Below are 12,816 nucleotides of genomic sequence, written 5' to 3'. Positions count from 1 at the left end.
CCGGCGGGGACCATGGCAGCAGCGCGGTAATGGGGCTTCCGGGCAACGATCAGGGGTCGTAATACAGCCACCAGGGGCCAATTTGCTCCCGCTGCGACAGGCCCTCGTGTATCCATTGGTCCGGTGGTCCTGATGGACTTTTGATTACCAGTACGGGCCGCCACCAGCGGGCCGACAGGGGCTCGCCCTTGGGGGGGTTAGCCCGCAGGTTGATCAGCTGCTGCTGCCAGGAGCTGTCGGACTCGAATTGGGTTTCCCGGCTCAGGTTCAGGTTGCCATTGAAGAGCGACACGGGCACTTGCCCCAGCTCGAAAGCCAGCGAGGGCAGTAACTCGTCGTACACCACCACTTGGCGCCCGGCCAGGTCCGGGAGCTTCAGCCGCTCGGCCAGGGGGCGCGTGCTGTTGATTCGCAGCTCGTTTTGGCTAAGCACGGTTTTGGCGGCCAGCAGCAGAAAGAAAGTAGAGATCACCGCAACCACCAGGAGCCGGGGCGCTGCTCCTCCGGGCCGCCAAAACCAGTGCTGAAGCCCCAGCACCCCCAGCCCCGCCAGCGCCCAAACCGTCACCATCGGCCCCACTACTACTGGCAGCGGCCAGGCCGTAACGGCCGGCAGTACGGCCAGGGCCCCCAGCAGCAGCACCAAAAACCCGCCCACTCCCAGGTACCAGCGGCGCAGCGCCCCCTCGGTGCACTCGCTCAGGTAGTACACCACCAGCAAGGCCACGCCGGGAAACACCGGCAGCACGTAGAGTAGCAGCTTCGAGCTCGAAAACGAGAAAAACACCAGCGGCACCAGTACCCAGAGCACCAGCACGTTGCGCCAGGCCCGCGGCAGCGTAGCCCACGGCGTGCGCCCGGCCCGGCCCAGCAGCGCGGCCGACCAAGGCAGGCTGGTGGCGGGCACCAGCACGCAGTAGAACCACCACGGCTGGCTGCGCCCAAACGCCTCGGGGTTGGCGAAGCGCCGCACGGTGTGCTCAAACAAGAAGTAGCGCACAAAAGCGGGGTTCTCGGCCACCAAGTACCCGTACCAGCCCAGCCCCACCACCACGAACAGGACCGCTCCCCAGGCGTGGTGCCTCGTGAACGGCCGGCGGGTCCGCTCCTGCCCAAAGAAGCAGCCGGCCACCGCCAACAGCGGCAGCACTAGCCCCACCGGGCCTTTGGTGAGGAAGGCCAGGCCCGCCGCCAGCCACCCCAGGTACAGCCAGCGGGGCCGGTGCTCCGCGTAGTAGCGCAGCACGGCGTAGGTAGCCGCCAGCTCCAGGGTGGCCAGGTAAGCATCGGTAGTCAGGTTCAGGGCTGAGATGAGCACCACCGGTAGCGTGCCATACACCACGGCCGCGGCCAGGGCGCGGGCCCGGTCGCCGGCGAAGAGCAGCTTGCCCAGGCCGTACACCAGCGCCACTTGCGCCAGCACGGCCAGCACGGCCAACAGGCGCACGGCTCCCGCCCGGGGGCCGCCCAGCGCCAGCCCTACCGCCGTGAGCCAATAGGTGAGCGGGGGCTTGTGAAAATGCTGAATGCCCAGCAGCCGGGGGTGGATCCAGTCGCCGCTGGCCAGCATTTCGCGCCCGATCTCAGCGTAGCGGGCCTCGCTGGTTTCGACCACGCCCCAGCCGTTGAGCTGGGCCCCCAGGCCCACCCCCAGGATGAGCAGCAGCAGCCACAGCCAGTGCCGGGCGGGTTGAGGATAAGAAACGTTCACGATTCGCAAAGGTAGAAAAGGCCGCTCGCCGGAGTTCCCGCGCTAGCTGGCCGCGGGCGAGCGTCCCGGAGGAATTTCCCGCCACCCCAGCACGATGTTGCGGGTGTACGTCAGCAGGCCGAATGCGTGGCCCACCAGCAGCACCACATCCACGGGGCGGCGCAGCGCGGCGTAAGCCAGAATCAGCCCTGAACCTACCAAGCTCACCACCCAAAAGCCCAACGGCAGCACCGACTCGCCCTTCCGCTCGGAGTACAGCCACTGGTAAACGAAACGGAGCAGGAAAACGAATTGGCCCACCGCGCCCAGCACCAGCACCCCGTGGGGAATGCGGTGGCTGAGCATGGCCCGCAGGCTGAAAAGCGGCGTGCCGACCACAAACCACCCCATTGCCAGCAGGGGAAAGGCGTAGGCGCCCAGCCGAAAGGCGACGGGCAGCCGCTCCCACTCGCCCAGCAGCTGCAGGTTACGGATATAGATGACGTAGCTGATGAGCTGCGCCGTGAGAATAACCGGGTCGTGGCGAAGCATGCCGTAGGCTATCATTAAAAACGCCGACACCAGGCTGATTTGCCAGAACAGCGTGGGCACCAGCACCCGACGAGCGCGCTCGCTCTGTACCCACTGCAGCACGAGGCGGCTTGAGAAGAGGCCCTGCGCAAGCAACCCGATGCCCAAGGCCAGGGCTTCGGAATTACGCATGGGCCCCAGCCGCCCGCTGCTGCTCGCCGATGGCGTAATTGCGCCAGCGGCTGCGAATCCACCGAAACCCGAACGTGTCGACGAGCGGCTTCCAGGCCCGGTTCCGCAGGTTGTACTTGGCCGTGCCGGCAAAGCGCGGGAAGTGCCGCACCGGGATCTGCCGCACCCGGCCGCCCTGCAACTGCACCAGCGCGCCCAAAAAGCGGTGCAGGCCATGAAACAAGGGCAAGCGCCGGGCATACTCCATTTTGATGATTTTCAGCGGGCAGCCCGTGTCCTCAATGCCGTCGTTGATGAGGGTGCGGCGCACGGCATTGGCAATTTTAGACGACGCCTTCTTCACCAGCGTATCCTGGCGCCGGGCCCGAATCCCGTTCACCATATCGTACTCGGGAAAGAACTCGAAGAAAGTCAGGAAGTCGCTCGGCGAGGTTTGAATGTCGGAGTCGATATACCCCAGCAGCGTGCCCCGGGCGTGGTCGATACCGGCCTTGATGGCGGTACTCAGGCCCTGATTTTCGCGCAGCGAAATAAACTCGTAGCAGCTACCTGGCCGGCAGATTTCGCGCAGCAGCGCCAGCGAGCCGTCGGTGCTGCCATCGTTGACGAACAACACGGTGGTAGGCACCGGCGTTTGGCTCAGAAACTGGTCCATTTCCACCACCAACTGGCGCAGGCTCTCTTCTTCGTTGTACACCGGCACCAGCACGGTCAGCGACTGGCCCGCCCAGTAAGCCGCGGCCGACCCGGCCGGGGGCTCGGCCGCGAGGCCCACACCCGGGTCCCGGGCAACCGGCGACGAAGTAAGGCCGTTATCAGGTACGTGCATAAGCCCAAAGGTGCGTGATTTGCGGGAGCTAAAACAAGCTCTTCGATAAAAGTACGCGGTAAAAAATGTTTTTTTAGCCAGAACCCGTATTCTATTTCAAGCATCAATGACGCTGGCCCGATTATAGCGGGGTGTACATTTTGTTCTAAGCTCATGGCTACAGTATTGATCACCGGTTGCGCGGGCTTTATCGGCTCGCATCTCTGCGAACGGCTCTTGCGCGAAGAATACCGCGTCATCGGGATCGACAACTTCGACCCTTTCTACCCCCGCGCCATCAAAGAGGCCAATCTGGCCGGCTTCGTGGCTCACCCCCGGTTTACCTTTCACGAAGCCGACGTCCGCCACGGGCCCGTCGCCTTAGCGGCCAACATCAGCGAGCCGGTCGACGTGGTCGTGCATTTAGCCGCCAAGGCCGGCGTGGGGCCATCGCTGCGCGAGCCGGCTGCCTACCTCGAAACCAACCTCTTGGGCACTACCCACGTGCTGGAGTGGATGCGGGAGCACGAAGTACGCCGGCTCGTGTTCGCCTCGTCGTCGTCGGTGTACGGCAACACCCCGGAGCAGCCGTTTCGGGAAGCGGCGGCCCTCCGCGGCCTGTCGCCCTACGCCGCGTCTAAGATAGCGGCCGAGGAACTCACCTTTACCTACCACCACCTGTATGCGTTCAGCGTGCTGTGCACGCGCTTCTTCACCGTTTACGGTCCGCGCCAGCGGCCCGACTTGGCCATTCACAAGTTCGCGCGCCTGCTGCGGGCGGGCCGCCCCGTTCCCGTGTTCGGCGACGGCCACTCCTCGCGCGATTACACCTTCGTTGCCGACACCGTGGACGGGGTAAGCCGGGCCGTGGCGTATTTACTGGCCCACGAGACGCCGGTGTACGAAGCGCTGAACCTGGGCAACCACCACCCCGTGCCCCTGCTGCAGCTGATCGAGGCCGTGGGCACGGCCGTGGGCGTGGAACCTCAGCTCGATTTTCGCTCCCCGCAACCCGGCGATGTCGAGGCGACCTATGCCGATATCCGCAAGGCCCACCGCCTGCTCGGCTACGAGCCGCGCACCACGCTCTCGGAGGGGTTGCGCCAGTTCGTGGCTTGGCTGGACGCGGGCCGCCCCCAGCGCCCCCGGTACCGCCTACGGAAGGCCGACTTGCTCTACTGAACCACCGGCGGCCGCCATTCCCCGCCGCTAAACTCCGGGATGCGTTAAATTTTCGGCCTGGTTTCACCCGTCAGCCGGGCCCCGGCTGGCTGGGACGCCCAGGAATTGTCAGCTTTGCCGGCAAACTCCGCAGCCTATCTTCGGTCCCTACTCCCCATCACTAGCCCTCTTCTCTACTTGCGTTCCTGTTTAGCTCCCGGCGGCCTGTTGCTGACGCAATTTTTACCGCAGCCAGGGCGGGCTCAAACCAGCCCGCCTCCCCCTCTCTACGCTACCTACCAGTACCAGGCCTACACCGTGTACGAAAACGCTAGTACCACCCCGCCTACCAAAGTACCGGGAGTGGGCGGCACGCTCGTCCTGCGGCCCGACAGCACATACGAGAAGCGCCTGCGCATTGCGACGCCCAGCGGGCCGTACTACTTCAACCAAACCGGCCGCTTCTTCCTGGCCGGCGACAGCATCCGCTTTGTATTCACCGATGCGAAGGGCACCGACGTGCAGCGGGGCACGTTCAACTTTAATCCGGCCAAAAAGCAGCTCACCATCAGCATTAATGGCTACCCGGCTGGCAACAAGGGGGTTTACGAATTAATCGCGGCCGGAGCTAATCCCACGAGAACCCAAACAGCTCGCCCCCCCAAACCCACGGGGCGGCGCCCGCCAAGCAGCCGGAAAGGCCGTCGGTAGCTCCACCTTTCAGCTCCGTTTTGCCGCCCGCGTCCCTTCTGGCTAACTTGCGGCCCGTTTCGGCGGCGGCTACCCCCGTCGCTGCCCCAACCTGCTCACTCTTAACTGCTAACTGCAAACTGACCCCCTATGGGACGCGCATTTGAATTTCGCAAAGGCCGCAAAATGAAGCGGTGGGACAAGATGTCGAAGGACTTTACCCGCATCGGTAAGGAAATTGTGATGGCCGTCAAGGAAAACGGCCCCAACCCCGACACCAACGCCCGCCTGCGCGCCGCCATGCAAAACGCCAAAGGCGTGAACATGCCGAAAGACCGGGTGGAGGCGGCCATCAAGCGCGCCAGCAGCAAGGAAGAAAAAGATTACCAGGAGGTGGTGTACGAAGGCTACCTGCCCCACGGCGTGGCCGTCGTCATCGAAACGGCCACCGATAACCCTACCCGCACCGTCTCCAACATCCGCCTCATTTTCAACCGAAATGAGGGCACCCTGGGCACCGCCGGCTCTTCCGACTACACCTTTACCCGCAAGGGCGTGTTCAAGCTGGCGGCCGAGGGTCTTGACCGCGACGAGCTGGAGCTGGAGCTCATCGACTTTGGCGCCGAGGACGTGTACGAAACCATCGAAGAAGACGAGCACGGCGCCGAGCACAAGTATCTGGTGGTCGAAACCGCTTTCACTGACTTCGGCCAGATGCAAAAAGCCCTCGAAGCCCAGGGCCGCCACGTGGTCAGCGGCAACCTTCAGCGCGTGCCCAACACCACCGTCAGCCTCAACGACGAGCAGCTGGAAGAGGTGATGACCATCATCGAGAAGTTCGAGGACGACGAGGACGTCCAAGCCGTGTACCACACCGTTGGGTAAGTCTCTGTCCCGCTTACCTATCGTGGCTGGAAATTGAGTTGTCAGCCGGCCCTCATGTCTGTTCCCACCCCGCCGCTTGTCTACCGCCCCGCCCTCAACGGCGTGCGGGCCATTGCGGTCTGGCTGGTAATACTCGGGCACTGGACCCGCCTGCCGTTTCCGGTGTCCTCCATGGGCCGCATCACATTTTTTGTGCTCAGCGGTTACCTTATTTCCGGCATTATCTGGAAGCAGCGAATCCATCCCAACGCGGCCGGCCCGTGGTGGCGGCGGTTGGGCACGTTCTATCAGCGGCGCATGATACGCATCCTGCCGCCCTACTACGCCACGCTGGTGCTGGGTGCGCTGCTGCCCCTGGCGACTCTTCATCAGCATCCCGGCTGGTTTATCCTGCCTTTGCCCAACCTGCTCTTCTACCACCTGCAACACTGGGGAGAAGGAGTGGGCCACTACTGGACCATGGCTGTCGACGAGCAGTTTTACTTGGTTTGGCCATTTCTGCTGGGCCTGACGGGACGGCGCGCCGGCTGGTTTCTGGCGGTGGCGGCAGCCAGCCTGTTATTCCGGCTGGGGTGGAGCGCCTGGGTCACGCCCAATTTCGTGTTCGTGCTGCTGCCTTCCTGCCTCGATATGTTTGCCACCGGCGCCCTGCTCCGCATCGTTGAGCATCATCCGCGAGTACGGCAATGGGCGCGGGGTCGGTGGGTGGTGCTGGCCTGGCTGGCTTGGGGGGGGCTCTGGGCGGCCACCCACCTCGCGGATGCGCCCACGCTTTGGATTCTGGTTTACACCACCGTGGGTAGCGGAGCAGCTTTTATCACGCTGAGCTGGGTCCTGCACCTTCCCAACGCGAAGCAACCCAAGGGCACTCATTTCCTGTCATCGTCACTCCTGCAATGGGTCGGCCAGCGCAGCTACGGCTGCTACCTCTACCATCTGATGCTGCCAGTAATTTACCAACGGGTAGTCTACCGCGTATTCGCCGCCACCGAAACCCGGCAGCTTTGGCTAAGTCCCCTGCCCACGGTCCTGTTGCTACTACCCGTACTGTTGCTGGTAGCCGCCGCTTCCTGGCACTGGTTCGAAGCCCCATTAGACCGGTTAAAGAACCGCCTGGCTTACTCGTAGCTGGAGCATCTAGAGAGAGACAATTTCCCCATTTCTGATTGGCCTCTTGCTGCGCCGCGCTGGCCCAGGCAGGTTCCCGCTGGTGTAGCTGCTGGGTATTGTGTCCGGTTCGTACGGCGGAGTACGCCAGCCGGCCAGCAGCATATCTCTGCGCTCATCCCTGTCTCGTCTCAGCAGGGTCGGCCCCGCAACTCAATGATTCGGGCAGCGTGAACCATCCCCTTTTAAATACCTGGTATGAGTTCAAGTGGACAAGGCCTGTAGTAGCATCTAATAACGTTAGATGACCAACGAAATACCATTTTCCTTGGCTTGTTCTTCCAGCCTCAATATTGAGTTTCGTTCAATAGGATTACCCACAAGCGAAAGGAACTTCAATCCCTTCATTTTGAGTAAAAACTCCGGCACCTCCCGTATTTTACAGTACGACAGAATAAGCGTCTCTAAGTTAGACAAACCCATCAGACAGCCGGGAACTCTAGCTATATTGGTTTGTTTCAAAGATAGCTCTTTTAAGTTTTTTAAACTTGCAATTGTCTCAGGGATTTCAGATATCTGTGTTTCTTCTAGACTCAGTTTTTCAAGCCTTCGCAAGCCTGGGAAAGTAGCAGGCAGTGAACTCATAGGGCACTTGCTCATGCTCAGTCTTCGTAAATTGGGTAGCTGGGCTACACCTTCAGGAAAAACTTGTAAGGAGGTCTGGTACAAATTTAATCCTTCTAAATTTACTAATTCGGCAATTTCATTAGGAATAACGCTTATTTTATTCCTACCTAGGCTAAGATTTTTGAGTCTGGAAAATTTTTTTATAGTAGCTGGAATTGATGAAATTTGATTTTGAAATAAGTTCAACCATTCCAAGCTTAGGGGCAAGTCTGGAAAAGAATACAGACCATTTATATTTGTACAGAACGAGCTTAGATTTTCGAGTCCAGATAAAGAGGGTAATTCAATTAATGAATTATCATAAACGCTTAAATCAGTTAAGTTAGAAAGCCTGCCAACAGAATTCGGGAGTGACTTCAATCTATTGCCAGATAATTGAAGATATTGCAATCGACGTAAATTTCCAATACTGTCTGGAATTTCTTCGAGCAAGTTTTGATCAAGGTAAAGTCTTTCAAGGTTCTCTAGATTGCCAATAGACGCAGGAATGGACTCCAGCCTATTCTGTGACGCATCCAAGCATTTTAACTGCCTTAATTCTCCTATATCATTTAATTCTTCAATACAGTTGTTCTCCAGATAGAGCTCTTCTAGATAAGGATATTGACTGAAGTTAATGGGTACTTCCTCGAGTTCCTGATTTGAAAAATCCAGCCTTGTATCCGAATACTTGGTTTCCATGAATAATTGGGGTGGCCCAGTAGAAACGAACAGTGCGCTAAGGTAGGCTGTTTTTTCAGTTCCTGCCCAAACTAGTAGGGCGAGCGGTAGCCCAGGGTGAAGTTTCAAGAATCAGCGCTGGAAAGCCCGGGACAGATACACAACTTGATAATACTTGATTGCCCTAACAACCAACTACAAGCACTGCCTGAGAGTCTGGGATAGCTACCTGACTTGCGGGACTTATACTGTTCTCATAACCAGCTACAAGACTTGCCAGAAAGCTTGGAGAAGCTACACCATTTGCAAGCACTAGCCTGTGATGGCAACCAACTGTAATTACTGCCTGAAGGGCTGCGAGAATTACGAAACCTGAAGATACCGAAGTACTCTGGTAATTGCCTCCAAGCACTGCCTGAAAGCCTGACAACATTACACCACTTGGAATGGCTATTTTGCGCTAATAACCAGTTGCAAGTACTGCCTGATAGTTTAGGACAGTTACACCGTTTGAAATGACTGTTTTACGCTAATAACCAGTTCCAAAATTTACCAGGAAGCTTAGCCCGATTGCCCCGCCTCAGATTACTGGATGCCCGAAACAATACCCTCACCGATATTCCCCAGCCTTTACCACAAACGGGATTGGAGTTATTGGTGGATTAACAAGCATACCGTGGGCACGTTGTTCTGTTGGCGAGCAGCGGCCCCGTGCGAGTGCGGGGCAAATTTAGCCTCAATAGCTAAACTATACCAGGCCTCTTGTACATTTACCTCATAACCATTCTAAATTAAAAAGCGAAATGGTAAGAATAATAAGAACTGATTTCGGGAATTCAGACTTTACTACCCTCGTCCGGTTGCTTGATGCTGACCTAGCCGTGAAAAACGGTGCCGATCACCAATTTTACGCTCAGTTCAACAAAACTACCGGCCTCAACCACGTCGTGGTAGCTTATGAAAACGAAGTTCCAATCGGCTGCGGGGCCATCAGAGAATACACGCCGGAGGCCGTGGAGGTCAAGCGAATGTATGTTGTCCCCACCAGTCGCGGAAAGGGAATAGCCACTGCGATATTAACCGCGTTAGAAAATTGGGCGGCCGAATTATCGTACCATAAATGCGTACTGGAAACCGTGAAAAAGCAGTCCGAAGCAATTGCTCTTTACCAAAGCCGGGGCTACCAAATCATTCCCAATTACGGACAGTATAAAGGCGTTGAGAACAGCGTTTGCTTTGAGAAAGAACTGCGTAGGCACTAATACCCCACGGGCAATTTGCCCCAGTCTTACCAACGGCCATAAACAAAAGAGCCGCGGCTGAAAGCATCAGCCGCGACCCTTTTAACTCCTAACAAAACCGCAATTACTTAATCGACATTATCGTGCAGAAACCGGTTGTCGCCCAATAACTCATTGTCGTCCGACAAATTGAAGCGCGAGACGTTTTGGGCGGAGCTGGGCTCCACGTTCTCCAGCTTCACCTGGCGGCGCAGGTAAGCGGGCGTATCGTACTGGCTCACGGCCTCGGGCGGCAAGCCATTGCTCAGCTCCTGGAGGCGGCGGCGGCGCTCCAGCGCCTGCGCGTCGAGGGCGGGGCGAGGCCGGGGGGCTTCCGGAGCCGCCGTTGAGGGGGCAACGTTCAGCACGGGCTCGCCCGGGGCGCTGACGGGAATACCAGTCAACGGAGGCGCGTTGTGCGAGGCCGGGCCATTCAAGTCGAACGTAACCCGTGCGGGCTCCGAGGTTGGCGTGCCAAAGGTGGGCACGAACGACGGCGTCGGGGTGCTCCCCCCCGCTACCGGGGCCGCGGGAGCCACCGGCGCCGGAGCTGCTTCGGCAGATTCGGCGGCCGGAGCGGCGGTCGTGCCGCTCGCGCCCGGGGTGGTAATGGAGTGCGCATCGCGGGCAAAACCCGTGGCAATCACGGTCACGCGAATGTTCTGGCCCAGCGAGTCGTCGATGCCGTGGCCGAAAATCATCTCGGCATCCTGGCCGGCTTTCTCCTGGATGTACTCGGTGATTTCTGTCAGCTCATCCATTTCCAGCTCATGCTCGGCGCCCGACATGATGGAAAGCAGGATTTTCTGGGCCCCCTGAATGTCGGTGTTGTTGAGCAGGGGCGAGTTCAGGGCTTCCTCGGCGGCGCGGCGGGCGCGATTTTCGCCTTCGGTCATGCTACTGCCCATCACGGCGGCCCCGCTGTCCTTCATCACCGTCTTCACGTCTTCGAAGTCCACGTTCACGTCGGCCGTCACCGTAATAATTTCGGCGATGGACTTGGCGGCCGTCGTCAAAACGGTATCAGCCTTGGCAAAGGCGGCGCTCATGGTCAGGTTGCCGTAAATCTGGGGCAGCTTGTCGTTGAGAATCACCAGCACCGTGTCGCAGTGCTCGCTCAGTTCCTTGATACCCAGCTCAGCCTGCAGGCGCTTCTTCTTACCCTCAAACAAGAAGGGCGCGGTTACGATGCCCACGGTCAGGATGCCCAGCTCCTGCGCCACTTGCGCAATAACCGGGGCCGCGCCCGTGCCCGTGCCCCCGCCCATACCGGCCGTTATGAACAGCATCTTGGTGCCGTGGTTCAGCAGGTCGCGGATTTGCTCTTTGCTTTCCAGGGCCGCCTGGCGGCCCCGCTCGGGCTTGGCCCCGGCGCCGAGGCCCTCCGTCAGGTCTACCCCAATCTGGAGCTTGTTGGGCACCGTAGAGCTTTGCAGCGCCTGGTGGTCGGTGTTGCAAATAATAAACTCCACGTCCTTGATGCCCTGCTTGTGCATGTGCTTCACGGCGTTGGAGCCCCCGCCGCCCACGCCAATCACCTTAATGATGGACTTGTTCTGGGCTGGAATATCGAATTTGTAATTCATTGTTTTTTCAATTAACAACGAGCAATGAGCAATGAACAATGAGGGAGTTAGGTACCCACCAGGGTAGCGAGTTGCTCATCGTTCATTGCTCATTGTCAATTGATCTAGTAATTAATAGGATTTGTCGTCGTAATCATCAATCAACAGCCCCTTGGTGCGGGTGATGATGTCCTTGAAGAAACGGCTGGCGGCGCCGGGCTCCTTGGCTTTGGGCTTGGTCGGAGCGGGCGCCGGCGGGGCCGGTACCGCCGCGCGGGTTTCGGCCGGCACCGGCATGATCGGCGCTGCCTGGGGGGCATAATACGCGGGAATCACCGGCTCCTCTTGTTCGTAGGGCGTGCGGGTCTGCCGCTCGTCGAGCGAGTGGTAGCCCGACAGCACCAGGCCCACCGTGGTGGCGTACATGGGCGACTTCACGGCCTCAATGCGGCTCTTGCCCAAGTGCTGGTTGGGGTAGCCGATGCGCGTGTCGAGGCCGGTGATGTAATCGGTGAGCTGCTCCAGGTTTTGGAGTTGGGAGCCGCCCCCCGTGAGCACGATGCCAGCCGACAGCTTGTCGTGCAAGCCCATACGGTAGATTTCGGCATACACCAACTCCATGATTTCCGACATACGGGCCTCGATGATGTACGCCAGGTTTTTCAGCGACACCTCCTTGGGCGGGCGGTTGGGCAGGCCGGGAATGCTCACGATTTCGTAGTCGGAAGCTTCCTGGGCAATAGCCTTACCGAACTTGACCTTTAGCTGCTCGGCCTGGCCGGGCGCTACGTTGCAGCCCACTTTAATATCCTGGGTGATGATGTTGCCCCCGAACGGCAGCACCGCGGCGTGGCGGATGATGCCATCCTTGAACACGGCCAGGTCGGTGGTGCCGCCGCCGATGTCAATCAGGGCCACCCCGGCTTCTTTCTCCTCTTCGGAGAGAATAGACATGCTGCTGGCGAGCGGCTCCAGAATCAGGTCGGCAATTTCCAGCCCGGCTTTGGTGACGCACTTGTTGATGTTGTTGATGGCCGTGCTCTGGGCGGTGATGATGTGGAAGTTGCCTTCCAGGCGCACGCCTTCGTAGCCCACGGGGTCGGCGATGCCTTCCTCGTAGTCTACTTTATAGTCCTGCGGCATCACGTGAATGATCTGCGAGCCGGGCTGGGTTACCAGGCGGTACATGTCCTGCGTGAGGCGGTTCACGTCGTCGGGCCCGATGGTATCGGCCGAGTTGCGGGTAATGCTACCGTTGTGCTGCAGGCTCTTGATGTGCTGGCCGGCAATACCCACGTTTACCAATCCAATACTAATTCCGGATTGCTCTTCGGCCTGCCGAATAGCCCGTTTGATGGCGTCAACCGTTTTGTCGATATTGAGCACGATGCCCCGCGAAACCCCTTCCGACACGGCTTTGCCCATGCCCAGGATTTCTAGTTTGCCAAATTCATTTTTGCGCCCCACCAAGGCGCAGATTTTTGTGGTGCCGATGTCGAGCCCGACGACGATTTTGTCTTGTTGCATAGGAACGGTGCTGGCGAGCAGTGAAGAATCAAT

12 protein-coding genes are annotated in these 12,816 nt (G+C 59.1%); 6 read left to right on the top strand and 6 right to left on the bottom strand.

From position 1 onward, the window contains the following. Positions 1-49: 49 nt before the first annotated feature. The 3 genes from IC235_RS07340 to IC235_RS07330 are packed head-to-tail and all read right to left on the bottom strand — an operon-like array spanning position 50 to position 3,242. Positions 50-1,711, bottom strand: coding sequence for an ArnT family glycosyltransferase (locus IC235_RS07340; protein ID WP_191004521.1), 1,662 nt, complete (start codon positions 1,709-1,711; stop codon positions 50-52). Positions 1,712-1,753: 42 nt separating this feature from the next. Next, positions 1,754-2,413 (bottom strand): lipid-A-disaccharide synthase N-terminal domain-containing protein, encoded by a 660-nt coding sequence (locus IC235_RS07335; RefSeq protein WP_191004520.1) that lies wholly within the window; start codon positions 2,411-2,413, stop codon positions 1,754-1,756. Next, entirely contained in the window at positions 2,406-3,242 is an 837-nt protein-coding gene (locus IC235_RS07330) for a glycosyltransferase (RefSeq protein ID WP_191004519.1), read from the bottom strand. The genes IC235_RS07335 and IC235_RS07330 overlap by 8 nt, the downstream gene beginning before the upstream one ends. 153 nt (positions 3,243-3,395) lie before the next feature. On the opposite strand from IC235_RS07330, the gene IC235_RS07325 reads away from it, so the two are divergent. From IC235_RS07325 to IC235_RS07310, 4 genes are all read left to right on the top strand, one after another. After that, positions 3,396-4,403, top strand: coding sequence for an SDR family NAD(P)-dependent oxidoreductase (locus tag IC235_RS07325; RefSeq protein WP_191004518.1), 1,008 nt, complete (start codon positions 3,396-3,398; stop codon positions 4,401-4,403). Between the two features lie 177 nt (positions 4,404-4,580). Continuing rightward, positions 4,581-5,093 (top strand): hypothetical protein, encoded by a 513-nt coding sequence (locus tag IC235_RS07320; protein WP_191004517.1) that lies wholly within the window; start codon positions 4,581-4,583, stop codon positions 5,091-5,093. Positions 5,094-5,222: 129 nt separating this feature from the next. Beyond that, positions 5,223-5,957, top strand: a complete 735-nt coding sequence (locus IC235_RS07315) for a YebC/PmpR family DNA-binding transcriptional regulator (RefSeq protein WP_191004516.1) — start codon at positions 5,223-5,225, stop codon at positions 5,955-5,957. 54 nt (positions 5,958-6,011) lie between these two features. Further along, positions 6,012-7,085 carry an acyltransferase family protein gene (locus IC235_RS07310; RefSeq protein WP_191004515.1) on the top strand — a complete coding sequence of 358 codons (1,074 nt, stop codon included), beginning with the start codon at positions 6,012-6,014 and terminating at the stop codon, positions 7,083-7,085. Positions 7,086-7,364: 279 nt separating this feature from the next. On the opposite strand, the gene IC235_RS07305 is transcribed toward IC235_RS07310, so the two are convergent. Next, complete coding sequence (locus IC235_RS07305; protein WP_191004514.1) at positions 7,365-8,540, bottom strand: leucine-rich repeat domain-containing protein; 1,176 nt, start codon at positions 8,538-8,540, stop codon at positions 7,365-7,367. A 105-nt stretch (positions 8,541-8,645) separates the two neighbouring features. Between IC235_RS07305 and IC235_RS22780 the strand changes: the two genes are divergently transcribed. Together IC235_RS22780 and IC235_RS07295 are read left to right on the top strand one after the other, a co-directional pair. Further along, the gene (locus IC235_RS22780) at positions 8,646-8,750 is read left to right on the top strand and encodes a leucine-rich repeat domain-containing protein (RefSeq protein WP_191004513.1); all 105 of its coding nucleotides are present in this window, start codon (positions 8,646-8,648) and stop codon (positions 8,748-8,750) included. Positions 8,751-9,271: 521 nt separating this feature from the next. Then, on the top strand, positions 9,272-9,673 hold the full coding sequence (locus IC235_RS07295; protein ID WP_317173542.1) for a GNAT family N-acetyltransferase: 402 nt from the start codon (positions 9,272-9,274) through the stop codon (positions 9,671-9,673). 107 nt (positions 9,674-9,780) lie between these two features. Here the strand turns inward: IC235_RS07295 and ftsZ are convergent, their stop codons facing one another. Together ftsZ and ftsA are read right to left on the bottom strand one after the other, a co-directional pair. After that, entirely contained in the window at positions 9,781-11,277 is a 1,497-nt protein-coding gene (gene ftsZ / locus IC235_RS07290; protein WP_191004511.1) for a cell division protein FtsZ, read from the bottom strand. A 111-nt stretch (positions 11,278-11,388) separates the two neighbouring features. Then, positions 11,389-12,783 (bottom strand): cell division protein FtsA, encoded by a 1,395-nt coding sequence (gene ftsA / locus IC235_RS07285; protein WP_191004510.1) that lies wholly within the window; start codon positions 12,781-12,783, stop codon positions 11,389-11,391. Positions 12,784-12,816 lie beyond the last annotated feature (33 nt).

It is taken from the genome of Hymenobacter montanus, from assembly GCF_014699115.1.
Lineage (GTDB): Bacteria > Bacteroidota > Bacteroidia > Cytophagales > Hymenobacteraceae > Hymenobacter > Hymenobacter montanus.
The sequence above is the reverse complement of the archived record's forward strand: the minus strand, read 5'-3'. Positions and strand labels throughout refer to the sequence as shown.